Here is an 18,796-nt window from a genome sequence, read left to right on the forward strand (position 1 = left end):
ACCGGCCCCGCTGACCCCTGAATCGACGCATCACTATATCGCCGCCTGCTCGGCTGCATCGACCGCCGGTTGCCCAGCCAACAGTCGTTCGATGACTTCCCTCAGGATATCTTCTGCTTCTGCACGGTCATAGCCCAATTGGTCGAATATCAAGGTCAGACCAAGACCGTTCGCGGTCGGAAAGGTACGCAGATCCATCTCGCTGGTACGTGGTTTTTCTCGTCGCATGTCAGGCAGGGGCGTCACTTTGAACATGCCGAGATCAAGTTCGCCACCGGCATGGGCCCTTTGAAGGGGGGCCGACTGCGTGGCGCGTGTCCATCTGTCGACTGTTTGGGTGCCGGCGACGAAGAGGGAGGTATAGGAGCCCTTGGCCACGACTTCGTCATGCACGTCTCCGAAGTAGTTCGAATCCATGAAGGGCGCGAACTGGATAGCCTCTTCGATCCCTTCTCCGAGCGAACCGGCTAACGCTTCGATTGTCTCGAACCGAGACAGCCGCGCACGCACAGGGACGTCCGAGGCGACGAAATTGACATAGTTCTCCAGCCGCCGGTCGTGGCGCAACGCTGCTGGAACCTGCATCACCATATCGTCCACGCCGCCGCGCGACCCGATGGTCTGCGCAAAGGCCGCGATGATCATGGCCGTTTCCGTCGTGCCGGCTGCCCTGGCACGCTTGCGCAGCGCATCCTGCTGGTCGCTGGCTATCGAGAGCGTCACGTCCTCGCTAAGGCTGCAATCGATCAGGTTGACATTCGTCCGGCGGCCTTTCGCCTTGCGCCCGAGATTGGGAATTTGCGGCAAGGGCTCGGCGAATACCTTGCGCAGGAATGCGTCGCGCCGTTCGAACGAACCAGGCTTTCCGACATGGTCGAAATCCCGGATGAATCGGTCGATACTCATTTCCACCGGATCAAGAGGCAGGCCGAGATAAGCCTTGACTGTTTCCTCGACGATGAGGCCGAGGGAATAGCCGTCAACAACGAGATGATGTGCCTTGGCGACGATAAGGTCGCTCTCGGAGCCGAACCGGATGACGGTGACACGGAACATCGGCGCCTGGATATCTATGCCTTCCTGCGCGAGTTCGGTTGCGCGCTCCAACGCTTCGGATTCGTCGGCGACTTGCTCGACCCTGAAGAAATCGGTCGGCGTCCTTTCCAGATACGCGCCGTATCTAGCCCCCTTGCGGAAGAACCGGGTACGCATCACCTCGTGTCGCGCCATGACCGTTTCGATCGCCCGTCTGAGACGATCGGCGTCCATTTGCGGCCGGATCTTGAACTCCTTGCTTACAATGAATGCGGCACGCGCATGCGAAGTCGCGTCTGGATGTTCCTGGAAACGCAGTAATCCCAATTGCGTGCTAGTTACTGCTATCTCTCTTTCGACGTTGGGCACGCCGTCGAGCGGTGAGCGCTCGACATCCTGGCCTCCACTCGGCTGACCGGACCACTCGCGCAGACTCCAGCCCATTGCGATGGGCACCAGGCGGCCTGACGTTTCGAGCTCGCAGGAAAGCTCGTCGAGAAACTGATCGAGTAGCAACCGCGCGGCTGCTTCTTCGACAACGTCGAGATCCACGGTCAGCCGGCAGACAACGCCGGCTTCGCTGGTCGCTGCGGACAATTGTATCTCGTGCGCGGATGCGGGGATCGCATCGAGAGGATGGTCCAAGGCGGCGAGCGCCGTAACTTGGCTACGGTCGAGAAAAGCGAAGCCGAATTGGCGCAGCGAAACATGGCGAATGCGCAGATCTTCTTCGAGCGCCAGTTCCAGAGACGACGTATCCATTGACCGATGCGCGTGGCCGTTTGCGTCGGCACGCTCGACCTTCCTCAGCAGATCGTAACCGAGTTCATTCATGGCTCGCAGGACAATCGGATAGGACCCATCCAAGGGGCCTATCAATCCGCTTGGTGCTCCCTGCCCGCGCTCGCTATACCAGCGGTCGACGACGATTGATCGGAGCGAGAGGCGGCTTGCCAAGGCCTTGGCATAGGCGGCCAGAAAGCGCGCGGCCGGCAACTCCGATCCCGACGCGAATGCTGCTGCTGGAAGCGTGATCTCCAGCAACCCGACACGGCCCCTGTTGGTTCCCATACCGACGGGAGACGCGGCACGACTGCGGCCGGGGATCGGTGCGATCGCAGGCGCGTGGTGAAGTATCTCCTTCCAATAGGCGAGGTCGCGACGATACTCGCTCGATCCGGGCATCGGATGAGCTGCGCGCGCGTAGTCGGTAAAACTAGGCCCTGCTTCGACCGCTTCTGCTTCGCCTTGCACAAGCTGCGCAAGCAAAAGATGAACCGACAACGTGTCCGCAGCCGCGCGATGAGCCCGGATTTGTAGCTCGTGACCGCCATCCTGCCGCTGCCACGCGCCGATCCGCCATAGCGGACCAGGCAGCGCCACATCGCCCAAACGACCGCCCGGCGAAAGCACTTCAACAATCGGTTGAGCCTCGAAGCCTATCTCCACGGCGCCGGACGCCGATATCGCACCGGTCATCCGGAGCGCGTCGTGTCGCTCGACCAGTCGCGCCAATCTTGTCGCAAGCGCGGCCAGCGACACGCCAGGCTCAATACTCGTCTCGACCAGGATCTGATTGTCCGCCTTTGCGACCGCCGACGACATCGGCAGTCCGTCCAGCATCATCGCATTGACCTGGCGGCCAAGAGGCCGGAAGGCTTCCTGCGCTGCAACGCCATCGGAACTCGCTTGTGCGGCCAGGACCTGCAAGGCGGACGCCTTCAGTTTCGCCTCAAAAGCGGAAGCAACGAGGCGCGACAGTCCCGCGATCGTCGGCGCTTGCAGGAACTTGGCGACAGGGATGTCGACTTCGACCTGAGCCTCGACGCGATTTTTCAGTTCGAACGATGAGAGGGAGTCGAGACCGAGCTCACTGAGCTTGCGGTCATCCGCCAAGGCGCTTGCCTCGACCTTGAGGACTTTCGCCACTTCGCGCCGGATCATGTCGGCGAGCAGGTCGTCCCACGCCTCGCGCGGCGCGGCTGCAAGCTCGGCCTGAATGCGAGACCGCCCTCCGGTTCTGTCTCCAAGCAGCGGCGAAATCCTCGGATTCGTCGCTGCGCCGGGGTTCGTGCGAGCGATCGCAGCCCAGTCGATATTGGCAAAGCCGAGATTCTCCGATCTGGCGCGCACAAGATAGGACAGGGCCGCCGCCGCTTCAGAATCCTGAACCGGCTTGATGCCTACGCTATCGAGATAGTTGGTCATTGCTTCCGACCTGGCAACGAATCCACTGCCGGCGATCATGCCCCAGGCGGTGGACGAGCCGGCCAGGTTGCGACCCCTGCGGTACGTGGCGATTGCGTCCAAAACAGAGTTGGCCGCTGTGTAGTTGGCCTGCCCAGACGAACCGATAACCTGCGCGATCGACGAGAAATTCACGAAGAAATCCAGCGGAATATCGTGTTCGACAACGGCGACATGCAAGTTCCACCCGCCGGCTATCTTCGGCCTCAGCACGCGGTCGATCTTGCCTGCATCGAGCTGCGAGACGAAAGCGTCCTCTATCACCGCGGCGCCGTGCACGATGCCGCGCAGAGGAGCGTCACCCCCAGCATATTCGCCGATCAGCCTGCCGACGGCAGTAGCATCGGTCACGTCCAGAGCGGCGCGAACGATGCGCGTGCCACGTTGCTCCATGATCTCGATGGCCACAGCCGCTTCGGCATCTGGAACACCGCTTCGATTGGCAAGGATGATGGTTCCCGCGCCTTTCTGACTGAGCCACTCGGCGATCGCAACGCCAAATCCCTTGAGCCCACCAGTGACGAGGTAGGAAGCCTGAGCGGAGACGGCGAACTGTGCGCCGAGGTCAAGTTCGATGTCCACGGAAGGTTCGTCGAAAGTGACGATCACCTTACCGATGTGCAGCGCTCGCGAAAGCATGCGCATGGCTTCTGCCGCGCGCGATGCCGGGAAGCGGGTCGCCTCCAGCGGCTTATAGACGCCGGCGGCAACCTTAGCCTCCACCTCCACCAGCAATTGCCTGAAGAGGCTCTCCTTCTCGACGGGGAGCGTCGAGAGATCGATGACCGAATAGGCGTTGTTGCGATAAAGCGAGCGAAGCCCGATCGGCTTGTCGTCGGCGAGATCGCGCTTGCCGATTTCGACCATCCTGCCGAAGGGCGCCAGGCACTCCAGACTCTTGTCGATGCCGTTGCCAGACAGCGCGTTCAGCACCACGTCGACGCCGCGGCCACGCGTAAGGGAACGCACCTCGTCGGCGAAATCGAGAGCGCGCGAGTTCATGACCTCATCCACGCCCCATGTCTTCAGGAAGGCGCGTTTTGTGTCGCTGCCTGCAGTGCCGAAGACTCGAGCCCCCACATCATGCGCGACCTGGATGGCGGCGAGCCCGACACCACCCGAAGCCAGATGGATCAGCGCGGTTTCGTCCTGTGCCAATCGGCCGATATGTTTGAGAGCGTAGTGAGCGGTAAGGAAGGCTGTCGGGAGGGTCGCGGCCTGGATCAGATCAATACCATCGGGTACGCGCATGGCGAGATCCGCCCGGAGCTTGGCGAAGCGTCTGAGGTAGCCCTTGCCCATACCCATGATGCGATCGCCGGGCTTGAGATTGGTCACCCGTTCGCCGACCCTGCGGACGGTGCCGGCGAACTCCAGCCCGAGATTGCGCCAGTATGCCTCGTCATTCTCCAACTCGTCCGGCAAGATGCTGGTGGCCGCCATGATGTCGCGGAAGTTCAATCCGACCGCGGCGACCTCGACCATGACCTCGTCTGGCGCCAATTCGGGATCGGCGATTTCGCGTAGTACGATGTTGTCGATGGTGCCAGGCCCCGTCATGGTGACGGCGAAGTTGGAAGAATCCCGCGCGGTCTCCAGCGTCCGCCGCAACGGCGCCACTTCGTGCAAAGCCAGTTGCTCCAGCCGCGGGACATAGCGTTCGGCGCCACGCAGGATGAATTCCGTCTCTGCGGTTTCCTCCAGCACGGCGCCCGAAATGCTCACCCCCGACTGCAGCGATGTGGGATCCGCATCGATAAGGCGGATGCCCAAACCTTTGAACTCGTTTGCCATTGTGCGAGCAATGCCGATTAAGGCGCTCTCACTCAGGCCTGAAAGGCTCATCGGCTGGTCACCTTGCACAAGCCGGCTGCCGGACGTGACGACAACCAGTTCGGGCCGCTGTTCGGACGAACTGTGCAGCCGGTCGATGACTTTTCCAAGCGTGATCAATTGGTGCACGATAGGCGTGATCCTGGCGAGAAGCTCGTCCCCGCCTGCTTTGTCGTCGAGTTTTTCGGGGGTGGCGGCGCTGAACAGGATGCCACCTGTCCCACCCGATTTGGTCATGAATGCCCGGATCGTGGCGAGCGCTTCATCCGCATCGAGGTTCAGGAACGGCGCGGGGTTTGCGACCTCGACCGTCGCTCCGCGGCTAACCAGCTCAGCCAATGTCGCTTCGAGGCGCTGCGTTCCATCACCCACCACCAACCAGTGGGCGCAACGCAATGAGGGCGCTGCCGGTTTGGCTTCCTGCTTCTCGAAATGCTCCTCGAAAACACTGGAGCCCGAGCCGGCACCTTGCTTGGCCCTGCTGCTCCTGACCTTGCCCAGCGCCTTGGTCTGAAGGTTGTCGAGAACGATGAGCGGCTGCCCTTCCGGCGAGAACACGCTGAACCGCATCGAGTACGGGTCGAGACCCGGCTGGATGTCGACGATCACCTCGGGCGTCAAAGGAGCGCCCAGCAGGATCTTGCGGGCGCCGGTCGGCAGGCGCAACTGATACTGGGCCTTGTCTTCATTAGCCGGCGGCAGCGATTCACCTGGAACCCACACGCCGTCTCGATGTGAAGCCAGGCCGATGCCGGCCTGGAGCACCGCGTCCAGCAATCCGGGGAAGGCGAAATACTGCTTCGCCAAGTTGGGATCCTTGCTTGACAGCTTGGCAACCAGGCGGTCGCCGACAATGTCGAGTGCGTTCACCGACTGGAAATAGGGACCGTATTCAAGCCCGTGCCGTTCGGCGAGACGGTAGAATTCCGTCTTTTCGACTAGGTTCGGGCGATCCAGCAGCAGGTCGGCAGGAGCTGGTGCAAGTTCATATTTGTGGCTGAAGCCATAAGCTTCGGCACGCGTCCTCCAGCCATCCTCCGAACCTCGATGGAACGTGGCGATGCGCAGCCTGCTACCGACCGGATCGAACGTCGTCGTAAACAGTACGACGTCGTCCTCCGCGATGGAAAGCGCTTCGTACAGTTTGAAATCACGCAGTTCCACGGACTCAGAGCCGAAATGGTCGCGCAGTGCGGCCCCCATGATTTCGATGTAACCGACGGCCGGGAAGAGGCAATCGCCGCTGACCCGATGGTCAGCCAGGAATTTGAAGCCTCTGAGCGTGATTTCGTTCGTCCAGGACGGCGCCGCAGTGAAGTCGCGCCATCCAAGCAGTGCGTGCCGGGGTGCCTCGAACAGGAAGTTCTTGGTTTCCTCGGATGTATTCAGCAGGCGCTGGTTGTTCCAGGGTAACTTGGGAACGGCCACGTGGCCACTCAACGATTTCGGCCGGTCGAATTCGACGCCGGCAACATGAAGGCTGCCCTCGGCCCGCGCCAGCGTCCAGAAATCGTCAGTTTTGCGATCGAGCGAGTTCACCGCGGCGGCGTCTACCCCGCGCTCCTGCGAGATGCCTCGGATGAGCGGCGTCAGCGTGCGGTGCGGACCTATTTCCAGGAAAGTATTGATGCCGAAATCGAGGGTGAAATCCAAGGCCTTGGTAAAGCTGACGGGTTGGCGCAAATTGGCCCACCAGTAGTCGGCGTCGAACTTCGTCTCGAATATGCCGGTGACCGTCGAGATGATCGGCAGACGGCCTTCTTTCCAGGCGACCGGACCCAGTTCGCCGAGGAACCATTCCTTGCAGTCTTCCAGATGCGCGCTGTGCCATCCGAAATCCATGGTCATCCGGCGGGCCGTCGCATCGGGATAGGCTTCCGCGACCTTGGCCAGCACGCCAAGCACCGCGTCCTCCATGCCGGAAATCGTTTGCGCGATCGGGCCGTTGTAGGCGGCAATGACAACGCTTTCGTCACCGGGCAGCAAAGGTTCGAGTTGATGGACCGTCAGCCCTATCGTGGCCATTGCACCGCGCCGCTCGCTCTTCAGCGGGATGAGGCCGCGTTTGGCAATGATGCGAGCCGCCGTCTCGATATCGATGATACCTGAAACGTAGGTGGCCGCGACCTCGCCGAAGCTGTGGCCGATCAGAAGCTCAGGCCGCACGCCGGCCTTTGTCCAGCGCTCGTAGAGGGATATCTGCGTGGTGAAGATGGATGCCTGGGTAACGTCGGCATCGTTGATGCGGGTCTTTTTCTCGTCCCGCAGCATCTCCTCGACGGTCGACCAGCCGACCATCGGACGCAGCACTTCGTCGAACATCTCGGCGGTTCGGCGAAACGCACGGTCTTCCTTCAACAGGCGGCGCGCCATGGCCCACCACTGGCCGCCCTGGCCCGAGAAGGCGATGGCGAGCCGACGGTTGGATGCCCTGCCGGTGATGATGGTTGGCCCTTCCGCGCTTTGCTCGATGGCTCCCTTAGCCAATGCGCGCAGTTGGGTCTGGAGCGCGGCACGCTCCGGCTCGACGATGAGCGCAGCCCGTTGGGCGAAGTTATCGCGCGCGCTGCTCAAATGGGCGGTGATGTCTTCGACCGGGGTCTCCGCAAGGGAGCCTCCCTGCTCCAGCGCATCGGCTAGACGGCCGGCCCACAGTTCCAGTCCGGCCGTGCTGCCGGCCGAGATCGGGACGGCTATCGGATGGCCGGCTATCACCGGCCTTGGCGCACGGTTGGCGCTGGCGGACAACCCCCGCCATCCTTCCACGGCGATGGAGGCATTGGTACCGCCAAAGCCGAAGGAGTTGACGACGGCCAGGATCGGCCGGCCGTGGTGGTCGATCGGCGTCGGCTTCGTTGCCACAGCGATGTTGAGCGCGTCGAACGGAATGCTCGGATTCGGGCGCTCGAAATTCCGGTTCGGCAGCACGATGCCCTTTCCCGCCGTCAGCACCGTCTTGATGAAACCCGCAATACCGGACGCCGATTCGAGGTGGCCGAGATTGGGCTTGAACGATCCGACATAGGCCGGTTTTGGGCGTGAATTCACACCGAATACGCGGCCGATAGCAGCCGCCTCGATTGGATCGCCGACCGGCGTGCCGGTTCCATGGGCCTCGACATAGTCGACATCGGCCGGATCGATGGCGGCGCCTTCCACCAGCGCCTCCAGCATCGCTTGCTGTGCTTCCCCGCTCGGCGAGGTCAGGGTCGGCGTATACCCGTCCTGATTGACCATCGAATGACGGATCACGCCATAGATCCGGTCGCCGTCGGCAATTGCCCGGTCGAGAAGCTTCAGCAAAACGAAACCGCAGCCTTCGCCGCGCACGAACCCGTCCGCCCTTTCGTCGAAGGTGTAGATACCGCCGGTCGGCGAAAGCATGTTGGCGCTGGAGAATGCGATAAACGGGCCTGGATCGAGCATGCAGTTGACGCCGCCGGCGAGCGCCGTCTCACAGGTGCCGGTGCTCAGGTGGCGCACCGCTTGGTCGATGGCAACGAGCGCCGACGAGCATGCCGTGTCGACGGCGATACTCGGCCCTTTCAGATCGAAACGGTGGGATATTCGGTTGGCCGCGATCGAGAACGCCGAACCGGTGCCGGCAAAAATATCCCCACCACCGACACGTCCGCGGCGCAGGTTCTGCGCGAAATCGTTGGTCGAGATTCCGATGAACACGCCGGTGCGCCCGCGGCGCAGGTCGGCCAATGTGCGCTCCGAATCCTGGACGGCCTCGAAGGCCACTTGCAACGCCAGGCGCTGCTGCGGGTCCATCGTTGTCACCTCGCGGGGCGACATGTCGAAGAAACTCGGGTCGAAGCCGAAAACGTCGCTGGCAAGAAACCCACCCCAGCGCGTCCGCATCTTTCCCCGGGCATCGGGCTCCGGATCATAGAATGCATCGACATTCCATCGATCCGCCGGGATATCGACGATGCCGCAGTTCTTCTCCAAGAGAAAGTTCCAGTACGAGTCCGCGTCCTGGATTCCTCCAGGAAACCGGCAACCAATTCCGATAACTGCGATTGGCTGTGTTGACTCAATGACCTGCTGAGGGGCATCGCCCCCACGATGAATGTTCATGCCCAGACCCCCGCCTAGTATACACCGTGGGTTGCCCAACCCACGGCGCACTTACAGTCACGGCGTATTTAAGTGCATGTCCTAACGGAAGCTCCAAGAGCAAAACTCGCCAGGTTAGCATTTTTATCGCAAAATGTGTCTTTTAAGCCGATTTGATTACTTTTTAGGCCAATTTGATTAGTTTTTAGGCCGATGTGGCTGCTTTTGAAGAGAAACCCGTCCGCTCGATCCTCGTCGCCAAAAACAGGCGTCCCCGAGGCCCGTTCCGGAGCGTCAACGCAATCCCAAGTCGAAATCGAAGCGGCGTGCGACGACCTGAGGACTGCGTGCACTCCAGGCGACGGCGGCCACGTGGTGCGCGCTTGGGCGGAACTCAATGAGCCTGAGGGGTTCAACCAATTCCAGTGGCGGCGAGAGGATATAGGCCTCGCCGCTCCCGTCCATCCCAATCTCGAGTCCCACCCCGGAGAGGCCGACGCCGGCAGCCTTGAGCACGGCTTCGCGACAAGTCCAAAGCCGGCAGAACATGAGGCGGCGGGCCTCTGGCGCCAGTGACTCAAGTTGTGCGATCTCGCCGGGCGCGAACAGAGAACGGGCCATGGACATCTCGCCGCTCCGCGGGGCGACGCGCTCGACATCGACGCCGACTTGCCCGGCGGCAGCCACGGCCACAAGGGCAAGATCCCCCGAATGCGAAAGGTTGAAGGCGAGGCGCCCGTCCGCAAGGAACGGCTTTCCCTGTGGGGTCTCCCGCAGATCGAGTTCTCCCGGCGCTCGGCCGGTGTACATGGACAGCACCCGGCGTAAGCCGGCATGAGCTGCCAGATGGCGCCGCTGATCCTGCTCGAAAACAAACCGTCCGCCCCTGGTCAATTCGGCTGGATTGAGCACGGCCATGTCCGACTGCGAAAGGGGAGCATCGAGAGCAACCCGCCACACATGGACGTCGATCCCGAGAGCCGGCACCACCCGCCCACCGCCGTGCGGCAAGACAACTCCGCTTTGCTTCATCTTACAGTTTTCCCGGCCGGGCGAGAGGTAGGGCTCGGCCTGCTGCAGCAATACGGCATTGACGACTGCTCCCCAAGCTTTGCCCGTTAACACCATAAACCTACGCGATTCTTGTGACACCTCTCGGCACGCTCATCATCGGCCACGCTCTAACGCGCCAGAGTGAACCAGTCCAAAGGCCGGAGGGACTTGGCTGCGATGCGGGTGCGCACCGATTTGGAACAACGAGCCTCAGAGTACCACCCGAAGCGGAGTCAGGTCATTGAAGCCGGCTGTTGTGGCGCAGCACGAGGCCGACCGCGCCGAGCAGTGCGTCGTTCTCCGTGTGCTTGCCAACGATTATCCGCGTGCGCAGCGCAGGCGCCACATCGCGGGACTTGATGAGCGTATGGCGTTCATATGACGCGATCAGTGGCGCCAGGAGAATGTCGCCCGCCAAGGCCATGCGGCCGCCGATTATGATGAGCGGCGGATTGAGCACCGAACCGATCAGGCCAAGGCCACGGCCGGCGAACTCTGCGGTGTCCTCGATCATCCGCAGCGCCCTCACGTCGCCCTGCTCGGCCATCATGATCACATCGTCCATCGTGACCGGCCGCCGCACGATGCGCGAAATCTGCTCGAGCGGCCGGGCAAAGCTGGCATAGAGCTCCAGGCATCCGCGATTGCCGCACCGGCAAAGGTCGCCGCCGGGATCGATGCTGATGTGCCCGAATTCGCCGGCGCCGCCGGCGATGCCGCTCACCAGCCGGCCGTGCTGGACAATGGCCCCGCCGACGCCCAGATCGACCTTGAACAGCACGAAATCGTCGTGGCCGACGGCCGCACCCCACATCAGCTCGGCAATGGCCGAGCAGTTGCTCTCATTGTCGGCGAAGATCGGCTGTTCGAGGACCGGCCCGAACACATCGCGGATGTTGACCCCGGCCCAGGTCGGAACAATACTCGCGCGCAGCACCACTCCTTCGCGGCTGACTGGGCCCGAGACGGAGACCCCAACCCCCAGGAGCCCCGCCATCGGCAGACCGTTCTCTTCGTAGCATCGGGCAATTACTGACTTGGCGAGCTGGGCCGCCTGTTGCGGCTGGTAGTCCAGACCCATGGGGATAGTTTGTTCGGCAACGAAAGAATGCGAGACGTCGGCGACGACGCACCGCATCTCGTCGAGGCCCAGGTGGATGCCGACGCAGGTGCCCGCAGCGGGATTGAGCGTCAATGCCGTGGCCGGCCTGCCAATGCCCCTGGCCGCGTCACGATGGGCCGAGGATTCGATCACCATCCCTGACTTTCTCAAGCCGTTGAGCGCGGTTGAAACCGTCGACCGCGCCAAACCGGTAATGCGGGTAATTTGCGACGCGGAAAGCACGCCGCGCTCGCGCAAGCATCGGACGATCAGGCTCTCCGGCGACGCGGACGGCCTGTCGATCAGCCAATTTCTAAGCGAAGGTTTGTTCATGATGAGCACAAAGCATGTTGACTGATAGCTCAAATATGTCATCTTGGAAAGAACGGAGATTACTGCATCTCGCCGGCCACGACCTCAAATCGCAGGCCACAAGCGGTCGAAACGAACCGTGCATCACATATGGGAGTGAAACGATGAAATACCTGAGGACGGCCTTTGCGGCCGCTACCGCCTTCACCTTGATTACCGGAACAGCGCTCGCGGAGCCGAAGACCAACCTCTTGCATCAATGGGCCACCGGATCGGACGCCCAGGCTATCGCCAAGCTCGGCGAGATGTTTACCGCCAAGGGTGGCACCTGGCAGCAGACCTCCATCGCAGGCCATACGGCCAATACCCTGGCCAAACTGCGTGCCGATGTGATCGCCGGCAACGCACCTCCCGCTGTGCAACTCAAAGGCCCCGAGATCGCCGAATGGAACGAGACGGGCATGACAGCCAATCTCGACGACCTGGCGAAGGCGGAAAATTGGGAGAAGGTCGTCGCTCCCGAATTGCTGCCGGTGATGAAGCCGACCGGGAATTGGGTGGCAGCGCCGATGAACATCCACCGCATCAACTGGCTGTGGGCATCGCCGAAGGTCATGAAGGACGCGGGCGTCACCGAGATGCCGAAGACATGGGCGGAATTCAACGCCGCCTGCGACAAGATCGTGGCCAGCGGCAAGATCTGCATTTCGCACTCGACCGCCGACTGGACCGACTCGACGGTCTTCGAAGTGGTCGTGTACGGTCAGGACCTCGATCTCTACAGGAAAGCTTTCGTCGAGGGCGACGTCGATGCCATGCGTAGCGACGGCATGGTCAAGGCCTTCGAGCAGTTTCGCACCATGACCTCGAAGTACATGGACCCCGGCATGAACGGGCGTGACTGGGATACCATGTCGCATCTCGTCGGCCGCGGCGAGGCCGCCTTCCACATCATGGGCGACTGGACGATCGGCCTGCTGACGGCCGGCGGCTTCAAGGAGGGCACCGACTATGTCTGCGCACAGGCGCCGACCGATTGGGGCAAGCCCGGCTTCATCTTGAATTCGGACTCGGTCGTGTTCTTCAAGCAAAAGGACCCGGACTACATCGAGGGACAGAAGCTGCTTGCCAGCATCATCCTGTCGCCCGAATTTCAGACCATTTTCAATCAGACCAAAGGGTCCATCCCGGCCCGCCTCGACGTCGATCTTTCGAACGGCTTCAATCCCTGCCAGCAACTCTCGCAAAAGGATCTGCAAGCCTCGATCGCCGCCGGCACGCTCGTGCGTTCAATGGCGCACAACATGACGGTTCCGCAAAAGGTCCGCGGCGCAATAATGGATAGCATCACGGAGTTTGTAGCAACGCCGGATATGAGTGCGCAGGACGCGGCCAATGCGATGGCGGATGCGGCCGAAGCGCAGGAGTGACGCTGCCGATGATGGCCGGGGCGAAGCGCCTGGCCAGACCTCGCCGGAGCAGCCCGATGTCCACCCATGATCTGATTGTACCAGCCGCAGCTGCCGCGGCCCGTCCGTGGCGCGAGCGCCTGGGCACGATGGTGCCCATTCTGGTGCTGGCGCCATCGATAGCGGCGAGTTTCATCTATGTTTTCGTCTTCACACTCTGGACGCTCTACATCTCCCTGTCCAATTCGTCGCTGTTGCCGACCTATGGGTTCGTTGGCCTGGACAACTACGCTTCGCTTTGGGCAAACCGGCGCTGGAACATCGCCTATACGAATCTCTTCCTGTTCAGCGGCTTCTATATCGTAGGCTCGATGGCGGTTGGCCTGCTGCTCGCGATCGCGATCGACCAGCGCGTCCGCGGCGAGGCGGTTTGGCGCACCATCTTTCTGTACCCGTTGGCGGTGTCCTTCATCGTCACCGGTACGGTGTGGAGCTGGCTGTATAACCCTGTCGACGGTATCCAGGCCTTCGTTCGAGGGCTTGGCTGGACCGACTTCAGCTTCGCCCTGACGGCCAACCGCAACACCGCGATCTATGCGGTGATCATAACCGGTATCTGGCAGTCGTCCGGCTTCGCAATGGCACTTTTCCTGGCTGGTCTGCGGTCGGTCGATCCGGATCTCGTCAAAGCCGCGCAAATCGACGGCGCGTCGGTTTTCCGGACCTATCGGAGGGTCATTCTGCCAACCATCGCTCCGATATTCCTGGCGGTGGCGGTCATTCAGATACAATTCGCCATCAAGACCTTCGACCTGGTGGCGGCGCTGACGCGGGGCGGGCCAGGCGTGTCCACGACCTTCCCCGCCATCTATGTCTACGACCTGATGTTCCAGCGCGGCCAAATCGGCGAGGGTGCCGCCGCGGCGATGATGATGCTCGCGGCGGTCGCGGTAGTGCTGGTGCCGTACTCCTTGTGGATCGTCTGGCGCCGGCGGGCGGAGGGCCGCAATGGCTGAAGTTGCCCCTAATGCCCGTTTTGATCCGGAGGAAGCCGCTGCCACGCGCCGGCATTTCTGGAGCCGCTTCCTTGTCTATGCCGTGCTGACGCTTTTCGCGGTCGTCTATCTTGTGCCATTGCTGGTGGTGATCTTCAACTCATTGCGCGAGCAGTCGGAGATTGCCCGCAACGGCCTCATCTCCGTACCGCGCAGCTTCCGGTTCGATGCGTGGGCGCAGGCCTGGGGATCCTACTGCGTCAGCGGTACCTGCGAGGGCATGAAGCGCAATTTCTTCAACTCGCTGGCGATGACGATCCCCGCCACCATCATCTCGACCATTCTCGGCGCCATGAACGGCTACATCCTCTCCAAATGGCGCTTCAGGGGTTCCGAACTGATCTTCAATCTGATGCTGCTTGGCGTATTCATGCCCGGCCAGATTTCGCTGATGCCGTGGGCGTTCCTGCTCGGCAAGCTCGGCCTGACCAATTCGACATATGGGCTGGTGCTTATCCACGTCGTCCAGGGCATCTCGTTCACCACCCTGTTCTGCCGCAATTTCTACGTCAGCATACCGGACGACCTGATCAAGGCGGCACGCATCGACGGCGCCGGCTTCTGGCGGATCTTCCGCAAGATCATCCTGCCCCTGTCGCCGCCCATTCTGATTGTCACCGTCATCTGGCAGTTCACCGGCATCTGGAACGAGTATTTGTTCGGCGTCGTCTTCACATCAGGCCAGCAGCAGCCCATTACCGCGGCACTGGTCGCGCTCACGGCCGGCGGCACGACCGCGCGTGCTTACGATGTGATGAGCGCAGCCGTGCTGATCGGCGCGTTGCCACCGCTGCTGATCTATCTGTTCGGTGGAAAATACTTCGTGCGCGGCCTCACCCAGGGCGCCATCAAATGAGGCGTCGCCCATGTCCGCGTTGATGATCCGCAACCTTCACAAGAGCTACGGCTCGCTCGAGATTCTTGCCGGCATCAATCTCGAGGCTAAGACCGGAGAATTCGTCGCCCTTGTCGGCCCGTCGGGTTGCGGCAAGTCAACCTTGCTCGCCATGATCGCCGGCCTCGAAACCGTCACGTCGGGCGAGATATGGATCGGCGACCGGCTGGTGAACTCCGTGCAACCCAAGGACCGCGACATTGCGATGGTGTTCCAGTCATACGCCCTCTATCCCACCATGACAGTGCGCCAGAACATCACCTTCGGCATGGAAAGCCGCGGCGTGCCAAAAGCGGCGCAGGCGGAAGCTGTCCAACGGGTTGCCGCGCTCCTGCAGATCGAACAGTTGCTTAAACGCAAGCCCGGCCAGCTCTCGGGCGGGCAGCGGCAGCGCGTCGCGATGGGGCGCGCCCTCGTACGCGACCCAAAGCTGTTTCTGTTCGACGAGCCCCTGTCCAACCTGGACGCCAAGCTGCGCGTCGATATGCGTACCGAAATCAAGAAGCTTCACCATCGCGTTGGCAAGACCACGGTGTACGTCACCCATGATCAGGTCGAGGCGATGACGCTTGCATCCCGCATTGCGGTGATGAACCAGGGCTCGGTCCAGCAGTTCGACACGCCGAAGCGGATCTACGACCGGCCGACCAACATGTTCGTTGCCGGTTTCATGGGATCGCCGGCGATGAATTTCATCCCCGCCCGGCTTACCGGCTCGACCAGCATCTCGGTACGCGCCGCTGACGGCAGCGATGCCAGCCTTGCCCTTGCCGCGCCGATGTCCGCCGGTGCGCCAAAGGACGTCGTGCTCGGTATCCGGCCGGAACACATCTACCGTTTCACGACCGATCTGAAGTCGCGCAAACCTGCTGTGGCGTCCATGCAGGCGCCGGTCGAACTGGTCGAGCCGACCGGGGCCGAGACGCTTGCCGTGCTCAGGCTGGGTGACCTGGAGATCACCGGCCGTTTCGAGCCGGACGACGCTCCAGTCATGGGCGAGACGATAACGCTGGGCATCGATATGTCGCGCGCCTGTCTGTTCGATCCAACAACCAAGGCGCTTCTGTAATCGATGTCCGTACAATTCGCGACTTATCCGAGCTTGACCGATCGGGTCGTGCTGATCTCCGGCGGCGCCTCCGGCATCGGCGCCGATATGGTCCGTGCCTTCGCCTCGAATGGCGCCCGGGTAGCCTTTCTCGACGTGCAAGACGAGCCAGCGGAGGCGTTGGTGAGCGAGCTCGCTGGTGCCGCCGGGCAGGCTCCCTTATATCTCCATTGCGATGTGACCGACGTCGATGCGCTAAAGGCGTCGGTAGAAGGCGTGCGCGCGCGGCTTGGTCCGGTCGCCGCCCTGGTGAATAACGCCGCCAATGATCAACGCCATCCCATCGACGCGGTAACGGCCGACTATTGGGACCGCAGCTTCGACGTCAATCTGAGGCATCACTTCTTCGCCGCGCAGGCTGTGCATCCGCATATGAAGGAACTCGGCTTCGGCTCGATCATAAACTTCTCTTCCATCGCCTGGCGTTTCGGAGCGGACCAGATGGTGGCCTATGCCACCGCCAAGGGGGCTGTGGTGGCGCTGACGCGTGCTTTGGCGCGCTCGTTCGGACCGGATAACATCCGCGTCAATGCGGTCGAACCCGGCGCCGTCATGACCGAGCGGCAGCGCGAGCTGTGGTTCAAGACGCAGGAGGCAGTCGACCAGACGGTGCAGCGGCAATTGATCCGCCGCGTCCTGCTGGGCGAGGAGATTGCACGCACAGTGCTCTTCCTGGCAGCCGACGACAGCCGCATGATCACCAAACAGTCCATTACCGTCGATGCTGGTCTGCGCTAGTGACGCTTCTCCGCTCTCCATTGGAACCGCCAAGCTGATGCTTCGTCTCGGCCTCAACCCCTACGGACTGACCTATCATCTCGGACTGCAGGGCCGCGGCACGCCACGGCACAATCCGGACGGCGTGGGGCTGGAAGGCTTCATTACGCTGGCGCAGGAACTAGGCGCACGCACGCTCGAGATCTACGAACCCTGGTTGACCGACTTGACTGACGCCGAAATCGTCGCCCTGCGCAGGCGTCTTGCCGCGCTGGACATCGTCCCGGTGGTGAGCGGCGGACTGCTGGTGGCAGGTCCGCTGGACAACGCCTTTCGGGCTGCGCGGCTGCTCGAGGCGACGACGATCCGTATCGCACTGACGCCTGTCCTGTGCGGCGACCGCAATGCGTGGGGACCGAAATGGAGTGAGTTCAACGCCACGATTCGCGCTGCCTTGACGGAATGGGGACCGCGTGCGGCGGCCGAGGGCTGGATGCTCGGCATCGAGAACCATCAGGACTTCGGCAGCGACGAACTGGTTGCGTTCTGCGAACTCGGCGGGCCGGGTGTCGGCATCACCTACGACACCGGCAACACCTTTCCTGTCGGCGAGGCGCCGCTTGCCTTCACGCGCCGGATCGCGCCCCATGTCCGCCATGTTCACCTCAAGGATTATCGCATTCAGTTCACGGATGAGGGCTACCGTCTGGTCCGCTGCGCGATCGGCGACGGCGCCGTGCCATTCGCCGAACTGGCAGCCATCCTTGGCGAGCACCACGACACGCTGACGGCGGTGCTTGAGCCAGGCGCGCTGGAGGCCCGTCACGTTCGCTGGCTCACCGACGACTGGTGGAACGGATATGCGCCGAAGACCGCCCGCGAGTTCGCCGCGTGCCTGAGTGCTGCGCGCGTGAACCGCCTTGCGGACGACGCCGACTACCGCACGCCATGGGAACGGGACGATGACGGCGCGCTCGTTTCGTACGAGCTCGACATGATCCGGCGCAGCGCCGCCAACATGAAGAAGTTCGATTTCATTGCAATGGAGAAATCAGCATGACTGCTCGAGAACTCAGCGGCCTGACTGCCTTCGTCACCGGCTCGGGACGCGGCCTCGGCCGCGTGATGGCCGACCGCTTGGCCGGACTTGGCGCAAACGTCGCGGTCCACGACCTCGATTGGACCCGGCCATCTCAATATGGCGAATTCGCGGATCTCGGCGACTCTGCCCGGGGCTTGGAGAAGCATGGGACGCGGGTGACCGCGGTCACCGGCAATATAGGCGACAAACAAGCTGTCGCCGAGATGAAGAGGAAGATCGAGGCCGATCTCGGCGACGTGCACATTCTGGTCAACTGCGCCGGCGGCGACATCGGCGCCAAGGGCGTAAAGCCCAATCCCAACAACGCACTCGATATCGACTACGAAGACATCAAGGTTCTGACCGAGAACAACCTCATAGGCACGATGCTGGTCTGCCAGGCCTTTGTTCCGCCCATGGTCAAGCGCGGCTCGGGCTCGGTGATCAACATCGCCTCGGCGGCAGCGCATATCGGATGCTCGCCCGAGGTGGTCTACTCGACGCTCAAGGCGGCTGTCGTCCATTATACGCGCTGCCTCGCCAAGGAATTGATCGACGATGGCGTGCGCGTCAATGCGGTGAGCCCTGGCGCCACCAAAACGGCACGCTTCCAGGCGAGCCGCGTGGTCGATCCGCAGCGTATGGACTCAAGCAAGAAATCGCTGAACCGGTATGCGGAGCCTGAAGAGATCGCCGAAGCGGTGGCCTTCCTCGCCGGTCCGCGCGCGCGCTTTATCAACGGGCAGGTAATCCGCGTCGATGGCGGTTTCACGATCTTTCCAGGTTAGGCCGCGACAGCCCACATCGGCTGCCCAGCTAAGCCTTGCCATCGAGCGCGGCACATAGCGTCACCGGGGTCGACCAGACCCACTCGCGCTTACGTT

At 62.1% G+C, this 18,796-nt stretch carries 10 protein-coding genes and 1 pseudogene; 7 read left to right on the top strand and 4 right to left on the bottom strand.

Going from position 1 to position 18,796, the window contains the following annotated elements:
- Positions 1 to 33 precede the first annotated feature (33 nt).
- From NKH42_RS25220 to NKH42_RS25235, 4 genes and pseudogenes are all read right to left on the bottom strand, one after another.
- Positions 34 to 9,201 carry an SDR family NAD(P)-dependent oxidoreductase gene (locus NKH42_RS25220; protein ID WP_352905548.1) on the bottom strand — a complete coding sequence of 3,056 codons (9,168 nt, stop codon included), beginning with the start codon at positions 9,199 to 9,201 and terminating at the stop codon, positions 34 to 36.
- A 273-nt stretch (positions 9,202 to 9,474) separates the two neighbouring features.
- Positions 9,475 to 10,212, bottom strand: a complete 738-nt coding sequence (locus NKH42_RS25225; protein ID WP_352506259.1) for a 4'-phosphopantetheinyl transferase family protein — start codon at positions 10,210 to 10,212, stop codon at positions 9,475 to 9,477.
- A gap of 259 nt (positions 10,213 to 10,471) precedes the next feature.
- Positions 10,472 to 11,428 (bottom strand): ROK family protein, encoded by a 957-nt coding sequence (locus tag NKH42_RS25230; RefSeq protein ID WP_352690000.1) that lies wholly within the window; start codon positions 11,426 to 11,428, stop codon positions 10,472 to 10,474.
- 111 nt (positions 11,429 to 11,539) lie between these two features.
- Positions 11,540 to 11,710: pseudogene (locus NKH42_RS25235) on the bottom strand (hypothetical protein); the annotation flags it as partial.
- A 101-nt stretch (positions 11,711 to 11,811) separates the two neighbouring features.
- On the opposite strand from NKH42_RS25235, the gene NKH42_RS25240 reads away from it, so the two are divergent.
- The 7 genes from NKH42_RS25240 to NKH42_RS25270 are packed head-to-tail and all read left to right on the top strand — an operon-like array spanning position 11,812 to position 18,700.
- Positions 11,812 to 13,077, top strand: coding sequence for an ABC transporter substrate-binding protein (locus NKH42_RS25240; RefSeq protein ID WP_352506261.1), 1,266 nt, complete (start codon positions 11,812 to 11,814; stop codon positions 13,075 to 13,077).
- A 56-nt stretch (positions 13,078 to 13,133) separates the two neighbouring features.
- Complete coding sequence (locus NKH42_RS25245; protein WP_352466746.1) at positions 13,134 to 14,072, top strand: carbohydrate ABC transporter permease; 939 nt, start codon at positions 13,134 to 13,136, stop codon at positions 14,070 to 14,072.
- Positions 14,065 to 14,967: a carbohydrate ABC transporter permease gene (locus NKH42_RS25250; RefSeq protein WP_254817037.1), complete on the top strand. Its 903-nt coding sequence runs from the start codon at positions 14,065 to 14,067 to the stop codon at positions 14,965 to 14,967. The genes NKH42_RS25245 and NKH42_RS25250 overlap by 8 nt, the downstream gene beginning before the upstream one ends.
- A 10-nt stretch (positions 14,968 to 14,977) precedes the next feature.
- Entirely contained in the window at positions 14,978 to 16,075 is a 1,098-nt protein-coding gene (locus tag NKH42_RS25255) for an ABC transporter ATP-binding protein (protein WP_352506263.1), read from the top strand.
- 3 nt (positions 16,076 to 16,078) lie between these two features.
- Complete coding sequence (locus NKH42_RS25260) at positions 16,079 to 16,852, top strand: SDR family NAD(P)-dependent oxidoreductase (protein ID WP_352506264.1); 774 nt, start codon at positions 16,079 to 16,081, stop codon at positions 16,850 to 16,852.
- Positions 16,853 to 16,889: 37 nt separating this feature from the next.
- The gene (locus NKH42_RS25265; RefSeq protein WP_352506265.1) at positions 16,890 to 17,891 is read left to right on the top strand and encodes a sugar phosphate isomerase/epimerase family protein; all 1,002 of its coding nucleotides are present in this window, start codon (positions 16,890 to 16,892) and stop codon (positions 17,889 to 17,891) included.
- Entirely contained in the window at positions 17,888 to 18,700 is an 813-nt protein-coding gene (locus NKH42_RS25270) for an SDR family NAD(P)-dependent oxidoreductase (RefSeq protein WP_352506266.1), read from the top strand. Before NKH42_RS25265 ends, NKH42_RS25270 begins: the two co-directional genes overlap by 4 nt.
- Positions 18,701 to 18,796: the final 96 nt, after the last annotated feature.

The sequence above is a fragment of the Mesorhizobium sp. M1142 genome, assembly GCF_040318565.1.
Classification (GTDB): Bacteria; Pseudomonadota; Alphaproteobacteria; order Rhizobiales; family Rhizobiaceae; genus Mesorhizobium.

Excerpts from the sequence above, each read along its gene's own strand:
- NKH42_RS25220 (WP_352905548.1), bottom strand. The coding sequence starts at position 9,201 with ATGAACATTCATCGTGGGGGCGATGCCCCTCAGCAGGTCATTGAGTCA.
- NKH42_RS25225 (WP_352506259.1), bottom strand. The coding sequence starts at position 10,212 with ATGAAGCAAAGCGGAGTTGTCTTGCCGCACGGCGGTGGGCGGGTGGTG.
- NKH42_RS25240 (WP_352506261.1), top strand. The coding sequence starts at position 11,812 with ATGAAATACCTGAGGACGGCCTTTGCGGCCGCTACCGCCTTCACCTTG.
- NKH42_RS25245 (WP_352466746.1), top strand. The coding sequence starts at position 13,134 with ATGTCCACCCATGATCTGATTGTACCAGCCGCAGCTGCCGCGGCCCGT.
- NKH42_RS25250 (WP_254817037.1), top strand. The coding sequence starts at position 14,065 with ATGGCTGAAGTTGCCCCTAATGCCCGTTTTGATCCGGAGGAAGCCGCT.
- NKH42_RS25255 (WP_352506263.1), top strand. The coding sequence starts at position 14,978 with ATGTCCGCGTTGATGATCCGCAACCTTCACAAGAGCTACGGCTCGCTC.
- NKH42_RS25260 (WP_352506264.1), top strand. The coding sequence starts at position 16,079 with ATGTCCGTACAATTCGCGACTTATCCGAGCTTGACCGATCGGGTCGTG.
- NKH42_RS25265 (WP_352506265.1), top strand. The coding sequence starts at position 16,890 with ATGCTTCGTCTCGGCCTCAACCCCTACGGACTGACCTATCATCTCGGA.
- NKH42_RS25270 (WP_352506266.1), top strand. The coding sequence starts at position 17,888 with ATGACTGCTCGAGAACTCAGCGGCCTGACTGCCTTCGTCACCGGCTCG.